Origin of the sequence: Bizionia sediminis (genome assembly GCF_042684585.1) — a bacterium.
In the GTDB taxonomy this organism is placed as follows: Bacteria; Bacteroidota; Bacteroidia; order Flavobacteriales; family Flavobacteriaceae; genus Algorimicrobium; species Algorimicrobium sediminis.
In genome coordinates, this window is record NZ_JBHULS010000007.1 from 25,196 (window position 1) to 48,044 (window position 22,849).

A 22,849-nucleotide genomic window follows, 5' to 3' on the forward strand; every position below is an offset into this window, starting at 1 on the left:
ACAGAATTAAGCCTTAAATAAGACAAAACAAAGCTTATACAACTTTTAAGATAAGATATAAATTACTAAACAAGCCTTCTCTTAAGGAAGCATGGCACTAAAGATGAAAAAAATACAGAATTACGTAACAGGCAATTGGGTTGAAGGTACAGGCGAAGGCGTACCTATGTTTGATGCCGTTACTGGAGATATTGTGGCTTTGTCCGATACCGAAGGCCTAAATTTTGAAGAAATTCTTCATTACGGTCGGACGAAAGGTGGCGAGAAATTGCGAAAAATGACTTTTCAAGAACGCGGCAATATGCTTAAAAGCTTGGCGCTATATTTAACCAAACGAAAAAATCAGTTTTACGAATTAAGTTACCGCACCGGCGCTACAAAAATTGATAGTTGGATAGATATTGAAGGAGGCTTTGGAAATTTATTTGCAAATGCTTCGTTACGAAAATTATTTCCAAATCAATCATACCATGTGGAAGGTGATCCAATCGATTTGTCGCGTGGTGGTAGGTTTATGGCCCATCATATCATGGTCCCAAAACGAGGGGTTGCCGTGCATATAAATGCCTTTAATTTCCCGGTTTGGGGCATGCTGGAAAAATGTGCTAGCAACTGGATGGCTGGTGTGCCGGCAGTAGTAAAGCCAGCCACAAACACTTCTTTTTTAACAGAAGCTGTTGTGCGCGAAATTATTGCTTCGGGTATTTTACCAGAGGGTGCTTTGCAGTTAATAACGGGTTCGGCTCGTACTATTTTGGATACCGTAGAATCGCAGGATGTGGTGACTTTTACCGGATCGGCAGCGACTGGAAAAAAATTAAAAGCGCATAAACGTATTTTGGAGGAGTCTGTACCCTTTAATATGGAAGCAGATTCGCTAAATGCATCGGTATTAGGAGAAGATGCCGTGCCTGGTACCCCAGAATTCGACTTATTTATTAAAGAAGTGCGCAATGAAATGACCGTAAAATGTGGTCAGAAATGTACAGCCATTCGCCGTATAATTGTTCCAGAAAACCTAGTAGAAGACGTACAAATAGCCTTAGGGAAGGCTCTGGATAAAATTACCATTGGCGACCCGCGGTTAAAAGAAGTACGTATGGGCGCTTTAGTAAGTAAAGATCAGGTTAATGAGGTTAAAGACTGTGTTCAGGAGTTAGCAAAAACAGCACAAATAGTGTACGGTAATTTAGATACCGTGGAAACCATTGGTGCCGATGCCCAAAAAGGCGCTTTTTTAGCACCTATCTTGCTTCGCGAAGACCAGCCTTTTACCAATTTAGCGGTTCATGAAAAGGAAGCCTTTGGTCCAGTAAGCACCATAATGCCTTATAAAAATTTGGACGAAGCAATCACGCTGGCCCACATGGGTAAAGGTTCGTTAGTGTCTTCTATAGCAACTTACAATAACAAAATAGCAACAGATTATGTGGTGCAAGCAGCCAGTCATCATGGTCGGATTTTGGTTATAAACCGCGATATGGCCAAGGAAAGTACAGGGCATGGCTCGCCACTCCCTAATTTGGTACACGGTGGTCCAGGACGTGCTGGTGGTGGCGAGGAAATGGGCGGTATGCGTGGCATAAAACACTACTTGCAACGCACTGCTATACAAGGGTCGCCCACTACTTTAACCGAAATTACTGGTATTTATCAGCAAAATGCAGACTATAAGGAGGCAGAACAACACCCTTTTAAATACCATTGGGAAGATATTCAGCCGGGTATGTCGTTAAAAACGCATAACCGGACTTTAACCGATACGGATATTATTAATTTTGCCAATGTAACCTGGGATCATTTCTACGCGCACACCGATATTACCTCATTGGATGGCAGTATTTTTGAAAAACGAACCGCTCACGGTTATTTTATAATTTCGGCTGCGGCAGGTTTGTTCGTTTACCCTAACAAAGGGCCTGTTGCTGCTAATTATGGTTTGGAAGAATGTCGTTTTTTACGCCCTTTATACCATAACGATACAATTTATGTACGCTTAACTTGTCAGCAAAAAATTGATCGCGATGTGGCCTCCGCCGAGCATCCAAGTGGTATTGTAAAATGGTATGTAGAAGTTTTTGATGCACTTACACACGAAAAAGTTGCCTTTGCAACCGTACTTACTATGGTGGAGAAAAAGCAAACGGTTTTTGAAGAGCTTACCACAGAAACAATTACTAAATACCTTAAAAAATTAACACCAGATACAAAACCACAATGGGGTATAATGACACCGCAGCACATGGTTGAACATTTGGAGTTTACCTATAAAATAGCGGCGGGCGACATTCAAGATTTTGAAATAGCCACACCCGAAAAAATATTAGAAAAAGTTCACAACAGCTTATACAATTACGAGAAGTTTCCAAAAGGTACCAATTTTCCGTTGTTGGAAACAAATACTCTAGCGCCATTACAACACCCAGATTTAGAAACAGCTATTACTAAATTAATAGAACAGCGCGACAAGTATCTGTTGTATTTTGAACAACATCCAGAAGCTGTTTTAAAAAATATTGTGTTTGGCCATTTAAACAAATACGAATGGTATTTGTTGGAGCGTAAACATTTAAACCATCATTTTGAACAGTTTAAGCTGCTGTAAACATCAAGTTTTTATTAAACAGTAACCATTAAATTAACCGTATAATTAAAACCCTTTTTTAGGGAAAGCATAAAATTACAAATGGAACCATACGTAACACAAACCATAAACAATGGTATCGCGCACATCGAGTTTTTTCATCCAGCGCATAACTCTTTGCCTAGCAATGTTTTAGCCCAGTTAGCCCAAACCATTACCAATGCTGGTACAAATAAAGAAGTAAAAGTACTGGTTTTAAAAAGTGGGGGCGACCGCACCTTTTGTGCCGGCGCTAGCTTTAACGAGCTCATTAACATAAACGACGAAGCCACAGGGAAAGTTTTCTTCTCTGGATTTGCCAATGTAATTAATGCCATGCGTACCTGCCCAAAATTTATAATTGGTCGTATACAGGGTAAAACCGTTGGTGGTGGTGTTGGTTTGGCCGCCGCAACAGATTACTGTATGGCAACTAAATTTGCAGCCATTAAGTTAAGCGAACTAAACATTGGTATTGGTCCCTTTGTTGTAGGTCCTGCTATAGAGCGTAAAATGGGCTTAAGTGCTATGTCGCAAATAGCTATAAATGCCAATACCTTTTATCCGGCAGAATGGGCCAAACAAAAAGGACTTTATACCGAGGTGTACGAAAACACCCAGGCATTGGATGAAGCTGTGCATCAAACAGCGCAATTACTGTGCACTTATAATCCAGAGGCTATGGCCGAAATGAAAAAAGTATTTTGGACAGGTACCAGTAATTGGGATGCCTTGCTAGCCGAGCGTGCTGCCACTAGCGGCCGATTGGTGTTATCCGAATTTACTAAAGAAAAATTAAAAGGATTTAAATAATAAAATAGCAGGTATTTGCAAATTTGTTTTTGCAGACAAAACGCCCGTGCTATTTTGGGTTGCAGCGCACAAAACCAAAGTAAACAACCCCGATAAATATACGGCAAACTATGATTTATAAATTTAACAACTTTACCCCTGTGGTGCATCCATCAAGTTTTGTGCATCCGCTAGCTGCCGTTACCGGAAACGTAATCATAGGAAAAAATTGCTATATAGGTCCTGGTGCGGCTATTCGTGGCGACTGGGGGCAAATTATACTGGAGGATGGCGTAAATGTTCAAGAAAACTGTACGGTACACATGTTTCCTGGTAAATCTATTACCTTAAAAGCAAGTGCCCACGTTGGTCACGGCGCCATTATTCACGGCGCTAATTTGGGTATAAATTGTTTAATTGGCATGAATGCAGTAATAATGGACGATGCCGAAATTGGCGACGAAAGTATAGTTGGTGCTATGGCGTTTGTAAAAGCAGAAACCAAAATACCAAAACGCAGTTTAGTAGTAGGAAATCCGGCCAAGGTAGTTAAACAAGTATCGGACGCTATGATAGCATGGAAAACAAAGGGAACCCAGTTGTACCAGCAATTACCAGCCCAATGCCATGATAGCTTGCAAGCGGTAGAACCTTTGCGCGAGGTACCCGAAAACATGAAAATTCAAGAAAATGTGTATAAAACCTTACGCGATTTTATGAAAAATTAGTGGGGCGTTACCGCAGGGGTCGCGCTTTCACTACTCGCTTCACGACAAAAGTCGAGAGAGCTCAAACAAACCGTTCAATCGCTAACGCATAAAACACACACAAACTTGTAAAACAACCAGATAAAATGTAACAGATTGAAAACCGCTGTTAAAACAAGGTAAATAGAAAACATGAGCACAACCAATACATTTTCATTAAAAATGCCCAAAATGGGCGAGAGTATCACCGAAGGAACCATTATAAATTGGTTGGTTTCTGAAGGCGCATATTTTGAAGAAGGCGATATAATTTTGGAAGTAGCCACAGATAAAGTAGATAATGAAGTGCCAGCTCCCGTAAGTGGTAAACTAATAACGATACACCATAAAGCCAAAGATGTGGTTCCAGTAGGGCAAGAAATAGCTGTTATAGAAGTAGCAGAGGATGCAGAACAGGCCTTAAAACCAGTTAAAAAGTCTGAAACCAAAGTTGCCCCGGAAGCCCAAAAACTTAAAAAAGATGCCAACAAAGCGGCAGGAGCACCAAGCGCGGCACCTAGTTTTAAAACGGCTGCGGTTAATGCGAATACATTTTTTTCGCCGCTTATTATAGAAATAGCCAAACAACAACATATTAGTTTTGAAGAACTGGCCCGAATTCCCGGTACAGGACATGAGGGGCGTCTCCGAAAAAGCGATCTATTTAAGTATTTGGATACAGGCCGGCCTTATCAATTTAGCCAGGCAGTAGCCCATGATCCAACAGCTTACAGAATACCGCAATTGACCTTCGATAAAGGTAAAGGCAAAATTGTAGAAATGGACAGAATGCGCCAAATGATTGCGGATCATATGGTGTATTCCAAACACACGGCTCCGCATGTAACGGCTTATGTAGAGGCAGATATGACCAATATGGTAAATTGGCGCAACAAGCATAAAAAAGCTTTTGAAGAAAAATATGGCGAGCGTTTAACCTTTACCCCTTTATTTGTGGAAGCTGTAGCAAAAGCCGTAAAAGATTTCCCAAATATAAATGCATCTGTAGATGGTAATAAAATTATAATTAAGGACGCCATTAACATTGGTATGGCAACCGCGTTACCAAGCGGTAATTTAATTGTTCCGGTGGTAAAAAATGCCGATACAAAAGATTTAAGAGCGCTAGCCACAAACGTAAACGCTTTAGCAGCTAAGGCACGCGATAACAAATTGGCGGCGGACGATATTAAAGGCAGTACGTTTACTATTTCGAACGTGGGAACTTTTGGTAGCGTAATGGGCACGCCAATTATTAATCAGCCAGAAGTAGCTATTTTGGCTTTGGGCATAATTAAAAAACGTGCCGAAGTGATAGAAACAGAAACAGGCGATGAAATTGCTATACGCAGCATGATGTACTTATCCTTATCCTTTGATCACCGCGTTGTGGATGGTTATTTGGGAGGTAGTTTTGTGCGCCGGGTAGCCGATTACTTTGAACAGTTTGATGTAAATAGAAATGTGTAATAAGCAACAAACGACACATGTTTTTGTAAATAACAAGCATGTTTGTGTTGTATTGCGTTAGGGATTGATGCGGCATCCTTTTTTGGTTTTTCAAAAAAGATATAGCGGAAAGCCCGACCCCTTGGGTAACGCCATAAAAAAATAAGCTATGAGTAAAATAAACAAAAATATATTACAAAAAGGATTTTCCATAATTAGCACGGCCAAAAGTATGGCAGAGTTGTATGAGGCAAATTTTAAGCAAGTATCCAAATATGTGCATGCTACTTCGCGCGGTCATGAGGCCATCCAAGTGGCTTTAGGTATGCAATTGCTGCCACAGGATTATGCCTATCCGTATTACCGAGATGATGCGATGTTATTGTCGTTTGGTGTAAAACCTGAACAGTTAATGTTGCAATTACTCGCCAAAAAAGACGATCCATTTTCAGCGGGCCGGACCTACTACAGTCATCCCAGTTTAAAGGACGCCGATAAACCAAAAATACCGCATCAATCTTCTGCAACGGGGATGCAAGCTATTCCGGCAACAGGGGCTGCCATGGGTATGAAATATATAGAGCAACAGGGTTTAACCAATACGCATGTAGCGGTATCAGACATGGAGTTGGCTAAAAAACGGCCTATTACGGTATGTTCGTTAGGCGATGCCTCTGTTACAGAAGGCGAGGTGGCTGAAGCGTTTCAAATGGCTGCATTAAAGCAACTACCAATTTTGTTTTTAGTGCAAGATAATGGTTGGGATATTTCTGCAAATGCTGCAGAAACCCGCGCTCAAAACGCCTATGAATATGCCAAAGGATTTCATGGTTTGGAGGCTATAAGTATTGACGGTGCTAATTTTACTACTTGTTATGAAACCTTAGAAGCCGTAATTAATACAATGCGCACGGAACGCCGACCATTTTTAGTACATGCCAGAGTGCCCTTATTAAATCATCATACATCTGGTGTAAGAATGGAATGGTATCGCGATGATTTGGAAGAGGCCAAAACCAGAGACCCGTATCCAGTTATTAAATCGCAATTGGTGGATAATGGTTTTACCGCAGAGGCTATAGCGGCGTTGGAGCAGGCAGCCAAAAAAACGGTACAAAAGGATTTTGAAACGGCTTTACAGGCTTCCGATCCACAGCCCGAGGACTTGTTTACACACGATTTTGCGCCAACTCCTATTACCCAGGAGCAGGGTGAGCGTGCGCCAGAGGGTGCAGAAAAGGTGGTTATGGTGGACTGTGCCTTATTTGCCGTAGAAGAACTTATGAAAACACATAAAGAATGTCTTTTATATGGACAAGATGTGGGAGGCAGATTAGGTGGTGTGTTTAGAGAGGCGGCTACATTGGCACAAAAATTTGGCGATGAACGGGTTTTTAATACGGCTATACAGGAGGCTTTTATTGTGGGGTCTACGGTTGGTATGAGTGCGGTTGGTTTAAAACCGATTGTGGAAGTACAGTTTGCCGATTATATTTGGCCTGGTTTAAATCAGTTATTTACCGAGGTTAGCAGAAGTTGCTATTTAAGCAATGGTAAATGGCCCGTTAGTATGATTTTACGCGTGCCTATTGGTGCTTATGGTAGTGGTGGGCCTTATCATTCCTCCTCGGTAGAGAGTGTTTTAACAAACATTAGAGGGATTAAAATAGCTTATCCAAGTAATGGCGCCGATTTAAAAGGTTTAATGAAAGCGGCGTATTACGACCCCAATCCAGTTGTGATATTGGAACATAAAGGCTTGTACTGGTCCAAAGTACCTGGAGCACAAGGGGCAACCTCTGTAGAACCAGCGGAGGATTATATGCTGCCATTTGGAAAAGCTTGGGTTTTGCAAGAAATATGGAAACAAGAGCATATGGAAACGCTTACCATTGTTACCTATGGTATGGGGGTTCATTGGGCTATGAATGCTTCGGAAGAATTAGGGCTGCAAGATTGTATTGAAATTATAGATTTACGCACTTTATACCCTCTGGACGAAGACACGGTTATGGCGTCTGTTAAAAAAACAGGCAAATGTCTGGTAGTTACTGAAGAACCAAGTAGCAACAGTTTTGCTGGTGCCTTGGCAGGAAAAATTCAGGAGGTATGCTTTAAGCAGTTAGATGCGCCTGTTATGGTTATTGGAAGTGAAAATATGCCGGCTATTCCGTTAAATGCTACTTTAGAGAAGACCATGATTCCGTCCACCGAAAAAGTTAAAAATAAAATAACTGCATTATTAAATTATTAGTATGTAAGGTTGTAGTGACCTTGGTATGAAGATAGGGAAAACTAAATAAGCGAAAATACAACCAAATTTATACCAACAAAAAAAGCCTATCATGAAAATGATAGGCTTTTTAAATAAAGTCTTAAAAGTATATAATTAGATAACTTTTACGTTAATCGCGTTTAATCCTTTTTTACCTTCTGTTAAATCGAATTCAACTTGGTCTCCCTCTCTTACTTCATCGATTAAGCCAGAAATGTGAACAAAATGCTCTTTATTGTTTCCTTCTTCTGTTATGAATCCAAAACCTTTAGAGTCATTAAAAAATTTTACTGTACCAGTACTCATAATATATTTATTAAATTAAGTCACAAAGGTAGCGTAATAAATTGGTTCCCAAGTGGTTTTTGTAAAGTATTTTTATGATTATTTAAAACAGACTTTTTAATATGTTAGCGACTTATTACTAGGGAGTTGTTAGTTTTTTTTAATAAAAAATACGTTTTTGTTAAAATATGGATATATTTTGTATATTTAGACCTTATTAATCATGTATATAAATTTTTACTTATTATGAAAAAATACATTTCACTTTTTAGTTTTATAGCATTGTTTTTTGTGGGCATGCAAATGTCAAGCGCACAAACTGACAGACAAGTAGGTCCGGAGGCTATTGCGAAACAAAAAACATATGAAATACACCAGCTTGTGAATTTAACAGGCGATCAGCAAGGCGACGTATTTAAGGTGCTAGTTGATTTTGAGCAAAACATGAGTGAATTGCTAAAGAAAGATGTTTCGGATTCATTTAGACAAGAAGGTATTAAGACCATGAACCAACGTGCAGAAGAAGGTTTAAAAAAGGTTTTAACAGCTAGCCAGTTTAAAACATATCAAACTTCTTTACAGAATAAAAAGTAAACAAGTAAAGATAGTATAAAAAAAAGCGACATATTTTGTCGCTTTTTTTTTGTACCATTTTCTCAACATTATTTTTTCTGATGTGGCGGGTATGCTGCCAAAATACTTGTCACAAACTCTTGTATACGGGTTTCTTTGGTTTCCATATTTCCGGTTAGGTAACCAACCCCTTGGCCTTGCCATACTAAAGCTTTGTTTTTGGCATCAATTAAATCGATATACAAGCTTCCTTCTGTTGAGGTAGACACTGTATTGTAATTACCATAAAAATAAGGATTCCAGCCCCAGCCCCAACCACCGTAGTAGTTGTTATAAACGTCAATTTTTTCGCGTGAGGAGGCAATAATACTTACCAATAAATCTGGGTTTTCAGATTTAGTAAAACCTTTTGCTTGCATTTCGGCTTCGATAGCTCTTAAAATGCGGCGTTTATCTAAATCGTTAATTTCGGCTTTGTCTATCCCAGGCTTATAAAAAGCAAATGTTTTAAAGGTGTCAAAATTTACTTGTTTGTCGTAATCTGCAACTACTTGTACCGAGCTACAAGACGTAAAACTAACAGCTAAAACAAGCGCCATTACCGTAGTTAAAATTGTTTTTTTCATGATACCGATATGTTTAAAGGTTAAAGCGAATCCATTAATGCATCGTCTACTTTATTTGGTATGGTAACTTTTAAATTAGGTTCCGCTTCCATAGCCCGTTTTATAGCAAAGATAGCTTCGTCGTTTCGGGCCCAGCTTCTGCGCGAGATTCCATTGTTTACATCCCAAAAAAGCATGGACTTTAATCGTGTTTCCGCCTCTTTAGAACCATCAATAATCATACCAAAGCCACCATTTATAACCTCGCCCCAGCCAACGCCACCGCCGTTATGAATGCTTACCCAAGTAGCACCTCTAAAGCTATCGCCAATAACGTTATGGATAGCCATATCGGCTGTAAATCTGGAGCCGTCGTAAATATTACTAGTTTCTCTGTATGGTGAATCGGTTCCAGATACATCGTGATGGTCGCGGCCCAGTATTACTGGTCCTATTTTGCCCGCCGCAATAGCCTCGTTAAAGGCTTGTGCAATTTTTATGCGGCCTTCAGAATCGGCATACAAAATACGCGCTTGCGAACCCACTACAAGGTTATTTTCTTGAGCGCCTTTAATCCATTGGATGTTATCTGCCATTTGCTGTTTAATTTCTTCTGGTGCTTCTTTCATTATAGCTTCCAGAACTTGGCATGCAATGGCATCGGTTTTGGCCAAATCTTCTGGATTACCAGAGGCACACACCCATCTAAAAGGACCAAAGCCGTAATCGAAACACATAGGTCCCATAATATCTTGCACATAACTTGGGTATTTAAACTCGCGGCCGTGACTTGGGTGATCGGATAAAACATTGGCTCCAGCCCGGGACGATTCTAGTAGAAAAGCGTTTCCGTAATCGAAAAAGTAGGTGCCTTTTGCTGTATGTTTGTTTATTGCTTTGGCATGGCGACGTAATGTTTCTTGTACTTTTTCTTTAAATAATTCAGGATTACTAGCCATTAAATTATTGGCTTCTTCAAAGCTCATGTTTACTGGGTAATAGCCACCAGCCCATGGATTGTGTAGGGAGGTTTGGTCGCTGCCTAAATCGATATGGATATTTTCTTCATCAAATTTCTCCCAAACATCTACTATGTTTCCTAAATAGGCAATAGATACCACTTCTTTATTCCCCTTGGCGGTTTTAACGCGCTTAACCAAGGCGTCTAAATCGGTTATTTTTTCATCTATCCAACCTTGGTCTAGTCTAACTTGGGTTATTTTTGGGTTTACTTCGGCGCATACCGTAACGCAGCCAGCTATATTACCAGCTTTAGGTTGCGCGCCACTCATGCCACCTAATCCAGAAGTTACAAAAAGGTGTCCTTTAGGCGATTTATTTATTTTTCTGAAGCCGTTTAAAACGGTTATGGTTGTGCCATGTACAATACCTTGTGGTCCAATGTACATATAACTGCCAGCTGTCATTTGCCCGTATTGGGTAACACCCAAGGCATTGTATTTTTCCCAATCGTCTGGTTTGGAATAATTAGGAATCATCATGCCGTTAGTTACTACTACCCGTGGGGCATTATTATGAGATGGGAATAAGCCCATTGGGTGACCAGAGTACATAACTAATGTTTGTTCTTCGGTCATTTCAGCTAAATACTTCATAGTTAACCGGTACTGTGCCCAGTTTGAAAACACGCCACCATTACCACCATAGGTTATTAGTTCGTGTGGGTGTTGCGCCACCGCATGATCTAAATTATTTTGAATCATTAGCATAATGGCTGCAGCTTGCTTTGTTTTGGCCGGATAAGCATCTATGGGTCTGGCGTATATTTCATATTCTGGACGAAACCGGTACATATATATTCTGCCGTACGTTTTTAGTTCCTCCTTAAACTCGGGCAAAAGAGTTTCGTGATGTTTGGGCTCAAAATAACGCAGCGCATTTTGTAAAGCTAATTTTTCTTCTTCCGGACTTAAAATAGCCTTTCGTTTGGGGGCATGATTAATGTCGGGATTGTAGGGCTTTACTGGTGGTAAATTGTCTGGTATTCCTTGAAGTATTTGTTCTTGAAATGTCATAAGTAAGGTGTTATTTTTTTTTGTTAAAACCATAAGGGCAATGTCTGCAACCACTTTCGCAACAGTAGCCGCGCTTTAAATGGTATTGCTCTGTAAAACAGCGATATCCTTCCGGAGTTAGGTAGAAATCGCCCTCTTCTAACGGTATTATCTTTTTCATATTACAAATATAGGGCAAATTGGACGGTTTTTAAGAACAGCTAGCAACATTTTTGGCGGGATATAGTTTCAAATCTGGTAACGTATTTTACAATTTTTTGGTCAACAATATTAGGGTGACTTTAGGCTTGCAATTTGTTAGAAACCGTAGCTAAAAAGCTGCCTGATTAAGTGTTAAAAATAGCCAATTGAACGGGTTTTCTAAAAATTGCGGTTATTTTTGAATTTACAACCAAATAGCCAACTCCAAAACGAGTGCTAAACAATTAAAAAATGTTCAAAATTCCTGATATTTCTAACATTCAGCTGCAAAACCAATTGTATTTAAAACCCGAATACTTAATAGATCCGTTTGTTTCTGGTAACAAATACAGAAAGCTGAAATACAATATTTTGGAGGCTAAAGCGCAAAATTTTTCGCAATTAGTAACCTTTGGAGGTGCTTATTCCAACCACATTGCAGCAGTGGCAGCAGCAGGGAAGCGTTTCGGTTTCGGTACAATTGGTGTTATACGCGGCGAGGAATTACAGTATAAAAAACAACCTAATAGTACATTAACCTTTGCCGAAAGTCAGGGGATGCAATTATATTATGTTTCGCGTGAGGCCTACAGGCAAAAGGCTACCCCCGCATTTTTACAACTGTTACAAAACAAGTTTGGTAGTTTTTACATCGTACCAGAGGGCGGGACAAATGAATTGGCTGTTTTAGGCTGCGAAGAAATTTTAACACAAGCCGATGCGCAATTCGATTATATTACTTGTGCTGTGGGTACAGGCGGAACCATTTCTGGTTTAATTAATTCGGCAAACGTGCATCAAAAAATTCTGGGGTTTCCGGCGTTAAAAGGTGATTTTTTAACAAAAGATATTAGTAAATTTGCACAACAAAAAAATTGGGAACTAATAACGGCATATCATTTTGGTGGGTATGCTAAAATAAATTCGGAATTAATTAGTTTTATTAACAACTTTAAAGAACAATTTAACATACCGTTAGATCCCATTTACACGGGTAAAATGGTTTATGGGGTGTTTCATATGTTACAAAAAGGCTATTTTCCGGAAGGTTCCAAGATATTAATGATTCATACAGGAGGTTTACAAGGTATTGTAGGAATGAATCGTGTTTTAGAAAATAAAAACATGACAAAAATAAAATAAGAATGAGGCGTATTGTTATCTTGCTTATAATGGGGCTATTGCTTTTTGGTTGTGGTTCGAAAAAGAATATTCGTTCAAAATCTAAAAAACAACAGCATAAAAAGGAGCGTGTTGTTTCAAAAAAACCAGTAATAACACCCAAGGTAATTGCAGAAACGCCTGCTTCCAAACCAGAACAACCTGTGGCAAATTTAAGTCCTGTGGAAGCTTATATTGCTACCTACAGCGCCATCGCGCAAGATGAAATGCGTTTATATAAAATCCCAGCCAGTATTAAATTGGCACAGGGCATTTTAGAGTCGAGTTCCGGGCGTGGGCGGCTAGCTGTTCAAGCTAAAAACCATTTTGGTATTAAATGTCATGAATGGACTGGTGCTCGAATTTATCATGATGATGACGAAGCCCAGGAATGTTTCCGAAAATACACAGATGCCAAATATTCCTACCGCGATCATTCCTTGTTTTTAACCGAGCGCCGCCGTTATTACAAGCTTTTTGATTTAGATATTACAGATTATAAAGGCTGGGCACGCGAATTAAAGGCGGCTGGTTACGCCACCGATAGAAAATATCCGGATAAATTAATTAGCTTAATTGAGCGCTACAACTTGTACGAATATGACGAGGTGGTGGTAGGAAAAAGAACCACAGTATCCGCAGTATCTGAACCAATTAACGGTCATCGGGTGGTAAAAGGCGATACGTTATACTCACTTTCACGCCGCTATAATACATCGGTTGAAACCTTAAAAAAACTAAACAACTTAACTTCAAATAATTTACAAATTGGCGACATACTTATTGTTAAAGCCAACTAAATTTTAAGCAAATTATATGCAATATAAAAGAAGTAGTGCACTATTTGCACAAGCAGAAAAGGTAATTCCAGGTGGTGTCAATTCGCCAGTAAGAGCGTTTGGAGCCGTTGGAGGTTCACCAATTTTTATTAAAAAAGCGCATGGACCGTATTTAATTGATGCCGATGATAACACTTATATAGATTATATTAACTCATGGGGCCCCATGATTTTGGGTCATGCTTATCCGCCTGTTGTGGACGCGGTTATTGAAAAAACAAAACTAGGAACCTCCTTTGGGACGCCTACCGAAATAGAAACAAAAATTGCAGAATTGGCTGTTTCTATGGTTCCAAACATCGATAAAATACGGTTTGTTAATTCGGGTACCGAGGCTTGCATGAGTGCGGTAAGATTAGCACGAGGGTTTACTGGTAAGGATAAAATAATAAAGTTTGCTGGTTGTTATCATGGACACAGCGATAGCTTTTTAATTCAAGCAGGTAGTGGCGCCGTTACATTTGGTGCGCCTAACAGTCCGGGTGTTACGCAAGGTACGGCCAAGGATACCTTACTGGCTACCTATAACGATTTGGAGAGTGTTCGCACACTACTTAATGCCAATAAAGATGAAATAGCTTGCATTATTGTTGAACCTGTAGCCGGTAACATGGGGTGTATTCCTCCAAAAGGTAATTTCTTGGAAGGTCTAAGAGCCCTGTGTACCGAACATAATATTTTACTTATTTTTGATGAGGTAATGACCGGTTTTCGTTTAACCAAAGGCGGCGTACAACAGCTATTAGGTGTTGCAGCCGATATTGTGTGCTTTGGCAAAGTTATTGGAGGTGGATTGCCTGTGGGAGCCTTTGCTGCACGCGAGGAAATTATGAATTATCTGGCACCTATTGGGCCTGTTTACCAAGCGGGTACTTTAAGTGGAAATCCATTGGCTATGGCGGCCGGACTAGCCATGTTAGAAGCTTTAAATGCAGATAATGCTGTTTATAACAGGTTAGAAGAAAAAACAGCTTATTTACATAAAGGTATGGCTATGGCCCTAGAAAAACATCGGGTGGTGCATACTATTAATAGAATTGGTTCCATGATCTCTGTGCACTTTAGCAAAACACCGGTGGTAGATTTTAAATCGGCAGCAGAAGGTAATAACGATACTTTTAAAGCCTTTTTCCATGGCATGCTAAAAGAAGGGATTTATATTGCCCCAAGTGCCTTTGAAACTTGGTTCATAACTGATGCTTTGAGCTATGAAGATTTAGACAAAACTATTGAAGCCGTGAATGTAGTAGCTGCGAGCCTATAATTAAAAAAGCGATCTGAAAATCAGATCGCTTTTTAGTTTTTCAACAGGTGTAAATTATTCTCTTGGAATTAATTTATTAATTTTTTGTTCCTGACTCTCATTTAATATACTTGTTAGTTCCCTTTGAAACTGTGGTATATCTAAAAGTGCTCTATTAATTTGCTTAACCTGCTGTTCTTTATTTTGATTGGGCTGAAATTTGTCTGGTTTATTGGTAATAAGGTTTTTAAATTTTTCTGTTTTTAAATAGTTCAAAATAATGTTTTGAGCTTGTTCTTGTTGTTTGTCGTTAAGCTGCAATGCTTGGGCGAAATGGAGCACTTGCAGCTCTGCTGATTTAGCAATCAGCGCATCGCTATCGGCCATATTCTGTGCATAAAATGGCACGCTGCATATAAAAAGCACAAGTGTAAAAATGCGTTTTAAGTTCATGTTTTTTGGGGTTTTGGTTAGTAGCTTTTATAACAACAACGCACGCCTTTTTTTTGAAATACGTTGTATGTTTTTATGTTTTTTGTTATGTTATTCTAAAGAGCTTAAATACTGTCTAATTAGGCCATATCCTTCGTTGTGTACCATGCTAGTACCCGTTAAAGGCATACTAAACCCTTCGTTGTAATTGCGCATCCTATTATTAATACTACCGCTTCGCTCTAATATCATAGATTCGGCAAATGGGGTTTCGTAGGTTAAACGTAAATCCGATTGAATTTCGCATAAACCGCCATCGGAATGGCAATGGGCACAGTTTACATCAAAATAAGCTCTTGCTCGTTGCTCTAATGTGTAACTAGTATCCTCCCAATTAGGTAGGGTGGTTACATTATCTGGGTTTGTTAAGTTGGTTAAATAGCCAGCGTTAATAAAATCTTGTAGCTGGTTATTAAAATTCATGGTTCTTAATTTAGGACCAATAGGTGTAATTATGTTGTTATTGTTGTGGCACTCGATACATTGAGACATAGATGGGATACCGTAATTTACTGAAAGCGTTGCGCCTGCTGTGTTCGTGAATGAAACCGGAACCGTATGCGAATTACCATCTAAAACAGCATCTGTTTGCGCTGCGTTCCACTTGTAGTTACCCAGTTCCCATTCACCATTAATTTTAATTAGGATACGCGTTTCTATTATTTTCTTTCCTAACGCTTCATTACGCTCATCGTTGAAGTAAAAGAAGGTTTTAGAAATTAAGGTGTTATCTGGGAAGTCAGGAAAATCGTTATCCACATAATCTAAACTCGTGCCAGGAGGCAAGGCAATTAGGCGTTGCTTGTGCGCGTAGTCTGTAAATAATGGTGTGTTTAGGTTATATTCAAAAGCGCGCGAGCTCGGTGTTAAATCGGCTAAATTTCCAACAAATAAATTTAAGTCAGATAAGTTTGGTAATAGTTGTGGTATTACCATTGGTGCCGCGGTGGTAAAGTTTATAACCTCGGAATACATACTTACGTTATCTACCGTGCAGGTTGTTTTAAGGTATACATCGTAGGTTGTATTAGCTGCTAGGTTATTTAAAGTGGCTAACGGGTTGGTGCTATTTACAATGGTTCCCGAACCCAAACTAAACCCTGTAGGACCATATTCCAATGTAAAATTACTAACACCGTTACTATCGTTCCAAGTAATTTGCGCACTAGTATCGCTTATATTAATGGCCGTACCGTTGGTTGGTTTTGAACACTGTTGTACGGTAACTGTTTCGTCATCTTTGGAGCATGCCATAAGCACCAAACACATAAGTAAGAATAAACTAGTAGATTTCATTTTTATTTTTTTGGGTGTTAAAATACTATTTTTAAGACTTAAAAACCTAAATAAATGTAAAAATTTATCTAAAATATTAATTTTTTAGTATGAATTCTGCCTTTTTTTAATTGAATTTATTTTTATCAACCACAGGTGGATCAGAAAAATAGGGATGTTTTTAGGAGTAACAAACTATTGAAGTCATTTAAAAACAAGACGAAAATAGTTTTTTAACCTCATTAATTTTTGGTAACTTAAGGTCAATAAAAAAACAGATAAAATGGGAAAAGGCGATAAAAAAACAAAGCGAGGAAAAATTAACAGAGGGTCTTATGGCGTAAGGCGTCCTAAAATTAAAAAACGTGTTAGGCCGGAGGACAAAATTAGTGTAGACAAAAAAGCAAAGGCCTGAAATAAATCAGGCCTTTGTGTTTTTTAGCGGGTAAATACCAGTTTGTTTTTGGATGATAAGGCATCACTTAATCCGTAACCATCTAAATTAAACGCTTTTATATCGTCCAAGTTTTTAGCTTGGGTATCTATCACAAAACGTGCCATTAAGCCGCGGGCTGCTTTGGCATATACGGCAATTGTTTTGTAGGTCTCGTTTTTATATTCTTTAAAATCTATTTGTACCACAGGCACCTTTAATTCCTTCGTGTTTACCGCTTTAAAGTATTCATTACTAGCTAAATTTAACAAAATATCATCATCTTCCAGTTCGGCGTTTAAAGCGTCTGTTATTTTAGTTTTCCAAAATTCATACAGGTTTTTGTTTTCATCTACGCCAAGTTTGGTGCCCATTTCTAAGCGATATGGCAAAATTAAGTCTAGCGGTTTTAATACACCGTAAAGGCCAGACAAAATGCGTACCGTTTGTTGCATGGTTTCAATTTTATCTGCGGGAATGGTATAAGCGTCTAAACCGCGGTAAACATCGCCATTAAAGGCATAAATAGCTTGCCGAGCTGTTTTGGTGTTAAAGGGTAAAGCCCATTCTTGGTTGCGCTCATAGTTAAGCTGTCCTAAATTGGCTGAAATTGCCATAAGTTCGGACAAGTCTTTAGCCGATTTCGTTTTTAAAACACTGTTTAAGCGTTCGGCTTCGTTTAAAAAAACAGCCTCGGTATGTTTGGTGGTTGGTACTTTAGTTTCGTAATCCAACGATTTGGCTGGCGATATAAGAAGTTTCATGAATATAAAGCTTAAAATTTCAAATTAGTTCACTATCGAATTCCTGATATCTGTAAAGTTACAATTACAAACCGAATTAAAACCATGACGTTGGCTATTCTTTTTTATATTACTATAAATGAAACCTATTCGGATTCTTGATGTTTGGAGTAGTTACGCCATTTTTCTATACAAACCTGCATATCTTCCGGAATTTCAGAATCAAAACGCATGGTTTCTCCTGTTTTAGGATGTTTAAAACCCAGTGTTTTTGCGTGTAAAGCTTGTCTGGGTAAAGCTTTAAAACAGTTATCAACAAATTGGCGGTATTTTGTAAAAGTGGTACCTTTTAAAATACGTTCGCCGCCATAGCGTGCGTCATTAAATAGGGTATGGCCAATATGCTTCATATGGACACGAATTTGGTGTGTGCGTCCAGTTTCTAGTTTACAGGAAACAAGGGTAACATAGCCTAATCGTTCTAAAACGTGATAGTGCGTAACGGCGGGTTTGCCTTTATGGCTTTCATCGCCCAAATATACGGTGTTTTGAAGTCTGTTTTTGGGATGTCGTCCTATATGCCCAGTAATGGTGCCGGCGTCTTCTGCTACATTTCCCCAAACCAAGGCTATGTATTCGCGTTCGCTTGTTTTATCGAAAAACTGTTTGGATAAATGAGCCATAGACGCTTCATTTTTAGCAATAACCAACAAGCCGCTAGTATCTTTGTCTATCCGGTGCACCAATCCTGGTCTATTACTAGAATTGTTTGGTAAATTTTCGAAATGATAAATTAGAGCGTTAATTAAGGTCCCAGAATAATTGCCATGCCCGGGGTGCACAACCATACCAGCTTCTTTATTAATAACCAATAAATCTGCATCTTCATACACAATATTTAGTGGTATATTTTCTGGGGTTAGTAAATATTCGTAAGGTGGATGCTCAAAAAGAACCCGTATACTGTCGTGTGGTTTTACTTTATAATTGGATTTTACCGGTTGGTCGTTTACATAAATATTACCGTTTTTTGCTGCTGCCTGAATTTTATTGCGCGTGGCGTTTTCAATAAAATTCATGAGGTATTTATCTATTCGTAGTGGTGTTTGCCCTTTTTCGGCAGTAAATGCGTAATGTTCAAATAAATCGTCCGATTCGTTTGTGTCCTCTGGGGTGTAATTTGCCATAATTATTCGGAACTTGGTCTGTTGCCATTACCCAATACCAAATCTATTTTTGATGTTTTTGGTAATTCGTCGCCGGCCTTTAGTTCAATGCCGTTGTGTTTTAAAGTAACTACTTCATTTTCACCTAAAAAATCGGTGTAGGTAATGTTTCCTATTGAAAAGCCAAGCGCCTCTAGAGTTGGTTTTGCTTGCCTGAAAGTTTTTTCTTTAAGGTCCGGCACTTTTACTTTTCGAAAGCCAGACGGATTTAAAGTAACGTATATTTTGCGATTATCCTTTACTTTTTTTCCGGCAATAGGGTCTTGCTCGATAACTGAAAATTTAGGATAATCGGGGTTAAAATTTGAAGAGTCGAGAACTTCCAAACGTAAATTGTTGTCCTCAAGGTGCATTTTAGCCACGTCTATAGAAGCTCCTTTTAAATCTGGAACGGTTTTAAATTCGCCATGATTGGTAGAAATTTTTAGCCATTTTAGTAAAATGAAACATATAACAACTACCCCAACAATAGCCAGAATAATCTGCTTAAGAAAAACTTTACTCATTAAAAATTTTAAAAGGCTCATGCATTTGGTTTTATTGGACAAAGATATAAAAACAGAACTGTTTTTAGTTTTGATTTATATGTGATATTTTCGCTGCCATAATACTGCCTGTTGGTAGCTAGTAAATTTGGTTCAACTTTAATAAGGTTTGTACTTATTTTAATTCGTTTACGATGCAAAAAAAGGTTCCTGTTAGTAGTTTTTAAAAATATGAAAAAAAATATTGCCATTATTATGGGTGGTTACTCTAGCGAGTACGAAATTTCGCTAAAAAGCGGACAAGTAGTTTATGAAACCTTACAAGAATTAGGGGTGTACCATGTTTACAAAGTACATATTTTTAAAGAGAAATGGGTTTACGTTACCGATACGTCTGAGGAGTTTACCATTGATAAAAACGATTTTTCGGTAACCGTTTCCAACAAGAAAATTACATTTCACTGCGTGTTTAATGCTATTCATGGATCGCCTGGCGAAGATGGCATCATGCAGGCGTATTTTAAACTAATTAACATGCCTCATACCAGTTGCAACATGTATCAGGCTGCCTTAACTTTTAACAAGCGCGACTGCTTAAGTGTTTTAAAGCCATTTGGAATAAAAACAGCTGAAAGTTATTATATAAACAAAGGCGATGAGCTAAACGAGGAGGCCATAATTAATAAGGTTGGTTTGCCGTGTTTTGTAAAAGCTAACCGCGCTGGAAGTAGCTTTGGTATTACAAAAGTGTACAAAAAAGCCGATTTTAAAGCTGCTTTAGAAATTGCTTACAAAGAAGATAATGAGGTTATTATTGAATCGTTTTTGGATGGGGTTGAAGTGTCTGTTGGTGTTATTTCCTATCAAGGAAACACTACGGTATTACCCATTACTGAAATTGTAAGCGAAAATGATTTTTTCGATTACCAAGCCAAATATTTAGGGGCATCGCAGGAAATTACACCTGCCCGTATTTCGGAAGAAGATGCCGAAAAAGTGCGCCTTATAGCAAAAAAAATATACGAAATTTTAAAGATGACTGGTTTTACCAGAAGCGAATTTATTTTTAAAAACGGCGAACCACATTTATTAGAAATAAACACCGTTCCAGGCCTAACCAAAGCAAGTATTTTACCGCAGCAGGCTGAAGCAGCTGGCATTTCCCGAGCACAATTGTTTCAAAATGCTATTAACGAAGCTTTACAGTAGCCCAAGCAAAAGCAACTACAATAACTAAAAATTTACTAACTTAACGCGGATATGAAAAAAGCTATATTTCCTGGTTCTTTTGATCCTATTACACTGGGTCATTACGATATAATAAAACGCGCCGTCAATTTATTTGATGAGGTTATTGTGGCCATAGGTGTCAATGCCGATAAGCAATATATGTTTTCCTTGGCGCAACGCATTCAGTTTATAGAAAGCGCTTTTGCCCAAGAGCCGCGTGTAAAAGTGGTTTCATATAAAGGGCTGACGGTAGATTTCTGCCTAGAAAATAACGTCGATTTTATTTTGCGGGGTTTGCGTAATCCAGGCGATTTCGAATTTGAAAAAGCAATTGCGCATACAAACCGAGATTTAGCTCCTATTGAAACCGTATTTTTATTAACTGCTGCCAATACGTCCTACATATCGTCATCCATTGTTCGGGATGTAATTCGTAATAAGGGAGATTATACCAAATTGGTGCCTAGTAGCGTTCGGGTAAAATAGTTTTTGTTATTTAAAGGTGTACTCGGATAAGGGTTTTGGAAACTCCTCTGGATTAGCAGCTAAATGATAACGCGGGTCGTCTACATCTTCAATAATCAGGTCTTTAAATTTAGGACTGGCTTTTCGAAGCAATTGTTTACAGTCTTCGCTTAGGTGTTTTAGTTTTACAGACTTGCCTTCGGCTTCATATTTTTCTACTAAATTGTAAATGGCTTCTAATGCTGAATGATCGCTAACGCGTGATTCTACAAAATCGATTTCAATGTATTCTGGGTCGTTTTTTGGGTCAAATTTCTCGTTAAAAGCGCTTATACTTCCAAAAAACAAGGGTCCCCATATTTCGTATATTTTGGTGCCATCTTCACGCATGCGTTTGCGCGCTCTAATACGTTTTGCATTTTCCCAGGCAAAGGCCAAGGCCGAAATAATAACCCCAACAAATACCGCAATGGCCAAATCGAAAATTACGGTTACGGTGGATACAATTACGAGTACAAAGGCATCGGATTTTGGTATTTTTTTAATAATACGGAAACTGGACCACGCAAAGGTTTCAATCACCATTATAAACATAACGCCCACCAGGGCTGCAATAGGGACTTGCTCTATTAGTTTATCGGTAAATAAAATAAAGGTTAAAAGGGTAAGGGCCATTATAACACCCGATAAACGCCCACGACCTCCAGCATTAATGTTAATGACTGTTTGGCCAATCATACCGCAGCCACCAGTACCTCCAAAAAGCCCCGACATAATATTACCAGTACCTTGAGCAATACACTCTTGGTCGCCGTTGCCTCTGGTGTCGGTTAGTTCATCTACCAAGTTCATTGTCATTAAAGATTCTATTAAGCCCACAGAAGCTGCTAAAAATGCATAAGGCAAAATAAAATTTAAGGTGTCTAAATTGAGTGGTAATTTTTCCCAAAGTTCTAAATTTAAAGTCGGCAGTTCGCCTTTTAAACCCGTGCCGCCACCTTCAATAATATAGGAACCAACCGTAGAAACATCTAAATTAAATCCAATGGTGATTAAGGTTGTTACCAAAATAGCCGTTAAGGCAGCTGGAATTTTTTTTGTTAGTTTTGGTAAGCCCCAAATTATGCCCATGGTTAATAAAACAAGGGCTATCATAAGGTATAATTCTGTTCCGGTCATAAAGGTGCTTACGTATTCTTTTACACCTTCCTCTGAAACTTTTAAGGTTTTGTGCGAAAACATTTTAACCTGTGCCCAAAATATGACAATGGCCAAACCGTTTACAAACCCTAGCATGACAGAATGCGGAATAAGGCGAACAAAACGCCCCAATTTAAATACCCCAGCTAAAATTTGAATTATTCCCATTAAAATAACACAAGCCATTAAGTAAAAGAACCCCATGTTTTCAACGGGTTGCTCAAATAGCATGCCTTTGGTGTGGCCTTCTGCTATCATGCTAACAAAAATAACCGCTACGGCACCTGCGGCACCAGAAATTAAACCAGGTCTGCCTCCAAAAATAGCCGCAATTAAACCAACTATAAACGCGCCAGATAGTGCCATTAATGGATCTATTTGTGCAACAAATGCAAAGGCTACCACTTCAGGAATCATGGCTAACGAAACGGTTATGCCGCTTAAAATATCGTTTTTCGGGTTGTTTGTAAAGGTTTTTAAAAATGCCGTCATG

Annotated in this window: 22 protein-coding genes; 12 read left to right on the top strand and 10 right to left on the bottom strand. The window is 38.8% G+C overall.

From position 1 onward, the window contains the following. Positions 1 to 103 precede the first annotated feature (103 nt). From paaZ to ACFSQP_RS12145, 5 genes are all read left to right on the top strand, one after another. Entirely contained in the window at positions 104 to 2,605 is a 2,502-nt protein-coding gene (paaZ, locus tag ACFSQP_RS12125) for a phenylacetic acid degradation bifunctional protein PaaZ (RefSeq protein WP_376894879.1), read from the top strand. An 81-nt stretch (positions 2,606 to 2,686) separates the two neighbouring features. Continuing rightward, entirely contained in the window at positions 2,687 to 3,436 is a 750-nt protein-coding gene (locus ACFSQP_RS12130) for an enoyl-CoA hydratase/isomerase family protein (RefSeq protein ID WP_376894881.1), read from the top strand. 110 nt (positions 3,437 to 3,546) lie between these two features. Then, positions 3,547 to 4,143 (top strand): acyltransferase, encoded by a 597-nt coding sequence (locus ACFSQP_RS12135; RefSeq protein ID WP_376894883.1) that lies wholly within the window; start codon positions 3,547 to 3,549, stop codon positions 4,141 to 4,143. A gap of 171 nt (positions 4,144 to 4,314) precedes the next feature. Continuing rightward, positions 4,315 to 5,631 carry a dihydrolipoamide acetyltransferase family protein gene (locus tag ACFSQP_RS12140; RefSeq protein ID WP_376894885.1) on the top strand — a complete coding sequence of 439 codons (1,317 nt, stop codon included), beginning with the start codon at positions 4,315 to 4,317 and terminating at the stop codon, positions 5,629 to 5,631. Positions 5,632 to 5,779: 148 nt separating this feature from the next. Continuing rightward, complete coding sequence (locus ACFSQP_RS12145) at positions 5,780 to 7,864, top strand: alpha-ketoacid dehydrogenase subunit alpha/beta (protein WP_376894887.1); 2,085 nt, start codon at positions 5,780 to 5,782, stop codon at positions 7,862 to 7,864. A 135-nt stretch (positions 7,865 to 7,999) separates the two neighbouring features. Here ACFSQP_RS12145 and ACFSQP_RS12150 read toward each other — a convergent pair whose 3' ends face one another. Next, positions 8,000 to 8,191 carry a cold-shock protein gene (locus ACFSQP_RS12150; protein ID WP_007646460.1) on the bottom strand — a complete coding sequence of 64 codons (192 nt, stop codon included), beginning with the start codon at positions 8,189 to 8,191 and terminating at the stop codon, positions 8,000 to 8,002. A 225-nt stretch (positions 8,192 to 8,416) separates the two neighbouring features. On the opposite strand from ACFSQP_RS12150, the gene ACFSQP_RS12155 reads away from it, so the two are divergent. Next, a complete protein-coding gene (locus ACFSQP_RS12155) occupies positions 8,417 to 8,764 on the top strand; it encodes a hypothetical protein (protein ID WP_376894888.1) in 348 nt (115 codons plus the stop codon). Positions 8,765 to 8,832: 68 nt separating this feature from the next. Here the strand turns inward: ACFSQP_RS12155 and ACFSQP_RS12160 are convergent, their stop codons facing one another. Genes ACFSQP_RS12160 through ACFSQP_RS12170 form a run of 3 tightly spaced genes read right to left on the bottom strand, consistent with a single transcriptional unit; the run spans position 8,833 to position 11,544 of the window. Next, positions 8,833 to 9,369, bottom strand: a complete 537-nt coding sequence (locus ACFSQP_RS12160) for a DUF4136 domain-containing protein (RefSeq protein WP_376894890.1) — start codon at positions 9,367 to 9,369, stop codon at positions 8,833 to 8,835. Between the two features lie 20 nt (positions 9,370 to 9,389). Beyond that, on the bottom strand, positions 9,390 to 11,384 hold the full coding sequence (locus ACFSQP_RS12165) for a urocanate hydratase (RefSeq protein ID WP_376894892.1): 1,995 nt from the start codon (positions 11,382 to 11,384) through the stop codon (positions 9,390 to 9,392). A 10-nt stretch (positions 11,385 to 11,394) separates the two neighbouring features. Beyond that, a complete protein-coding gene (locus ACFSQP_RS12170) occupies positions 11,395 to 11,544 on the bottom strand; it encodes a DUF5522 domain-containing protein (RefSeq protein ID WP_376894894.1) in 150 nt (49 codons plus the stop codon). A 272-nt stretch (positions 11,545 to 11,816) separates the two neighbouring features. Between ACFSQP_RS12170 and ACFSQP_RS12175 the strand changes: the two genes are divergently transcribed. The 3 genes from ACFSQP_RS12175 to hemL are packed head-to-tail and all read left to right on the top strand — an operon-like array spanning position 11,817 to position 14,828. Next, positions 11,817 to 12,707 (top strand): 1-aminocyclopropane-1-carboxylate deaminase/D-cysteine desulfhydrase, encoded by an 891-nt coding sequence (locus tag ACFSQP_RS12175; RefSeq protein ID WP_376894896.1) that lies wholly within the window; start codon positions 11,817 to 11,819, stop codon positions 12,705 to 12,707. A gap of 2 nt (positions 12,708 to 12,709) precedes the next feature. Continuing rightward, entirely contained in the window at positions 12,710 to 13,525 is an 816-nt protein-coding gene (locus tag ACFSQP_RS12180; RefSeq protein ID WP_376894898.1) for a glucosaminidase domain-containing protein, read from the top strand. A gap of 16 nt (positions 13,526 to 13,541) precedes the next feature. After that, a complete protein-coding gene (gene hemL / locus ACFSQP_RS12185; protein WP_376894900.1) occupies positions 13,542 to 14,828 on the top strand; it encodes a glutamate-1-semialdehyde 2,1-aminomutase in 1,287 nt (428 codons plus the stop codon). A 54-nt stretch (positions 14,829 to 14,882) separates the two neighbouring features. Here hemL and ACFSQP_RS12190 read toward each other — a convergent pair whose 3' ends face one another. Together ACFSQP_RS12190 and ACFSQP_RS12195 are read right to left on the bottom strand one after the other, a co-directional pair. Beyond that, a complete protein-coding gene (locus ACFSQP_RS12190) occupies positions 14,883 to 15,194 on the bottom strand; it encodes a hypothetical protein (protein ID WP_376894902.1) in 312 nt (103 codons plus the stop codon). Positions 15,195 to 15,350: 156 nt separating this feature from the next. Next, the gene (locus tag ACFSQP_RS12195) at positions 15,351 to 16,595 is read right to left on the bottom strand and encodes a fibronectin type III domain-containing protein (protein ID WP_376894904.1); all 1,245 of its coding nucleotides are present in this window, start codon (positions 16,593 to 16,595) and stop codon (positions 15,351 to 15,353) included. 262 nt (positions 16,596 to 16,857) lie between these two features. Between ACFSQP_RS12195 and ACFSQP_RS12200 the strand changes: the two genes are divergently transcribed. Then, positions 16,858 to 16,989: a 30S ribosomal protein THX gene (locus ACFSQP_RS12200; protein ID WP_376894906.1), complete on the top strand. Its 132-nt coding sequence runs from the start codon at positions 16,858 to 16,860 to the stop codon at positions 16,987 to 16,989. A 23-nt stretch (positions 16,990 to 17,012) separates the two neighbouring features. Here ACFSQP_RS12200 and yaaA read toward each other — a convergent pair whose 3' ends face one another. The 3 genes from yaaA to ACFSQP_RS12215 all read right to left on the bottom strand — a co-directional run bounded on the left by yaaA (position 17,013) and on the right by ACFSQP_RS12215 (position 19,482). Continuing rightward, positions 17,013 to 17,771, bottom strand: coding sequence for a peroxide stress protein YaaA (gene yaaA / locus ACFSQP_RS12205; RefSeq protein ID WP_376894907.1), 759 nt, complete (start codon positions 17,769 to 17,771; stop codon positions 17,013 to 17,015). A gap of 125 nt (positions 17,772 to 17,896) precedes the next feature. After that, a complete protein-coding gene (locus ACFSQP_RS12210; protein WP_376894909.1) occupies positions 17,897 to 18,937 on the bottom strand; it encodes an RluA family pseudouridine synthase in 1,041 nt (346 codons plus the stop codon). 2 nt (positions 18,938 to 18,939) lie between these two features. Next, entirely contained in the window at positions 18,940 to 19,482 is a 543-nt protein-coding gene (locus ACFSQP_RS12215) for a PASTA domain-containing protein (protein ID WP_376894911.1), read from the bottom strand. A gap of 210 nt (positions 19,483 to 19,692) precedes the next feature. On the opposite strand from ACFSQP_RS12215, the gene ACFSQP_RS12220 reads away from it, so the two are divergent. Both ACFSQP_RS12220 and coaD read left to right on the top strand, forming a co-directional pair. After that, positions 19,693 to 20,670 (top strand): D-alanine--D-alanine ligase, encoded by a 978-nt coding sequence (locus ACFSQP_RS12220; protein WP_376894913.1) that lies wholly within the window; start codon positions 19,693 to 19,695, stop codon positions 20,668 to 20,670. A gap of 51 nt (positions 20,671 to 20,721) precedes the next feature. After that, positions 20,722 to 21,177, top strand: a complete 456-nt coding sequence (gene coaD, locus ACFSQP_RS12225; protein ID WP_376894915.1) for a pantetheine-phosphate adenylyltransferase — start codon at positions 20,722 to 20,724, stop codon at positions 21,175 to 21,177. 6 nt (positions 21,178 to 21,183) lie between these two features. Here the strand turns inward: coaD and ACFSQP_RS12230 are convergent, their stop codons facing one another. Then, a complete protein-coding gene (locus tag ACFSQP_RS12230; RefSeq protein ID WP_376894917.1) occupies positions 21,184 to 22,848 on the bottom strand; it encodes a SulP family inorganic anion transporter in 1,665 nt (554 codons plus the stop codon). Between the last annotated feature and the right edge of the window lies 1 nt (position 22,849).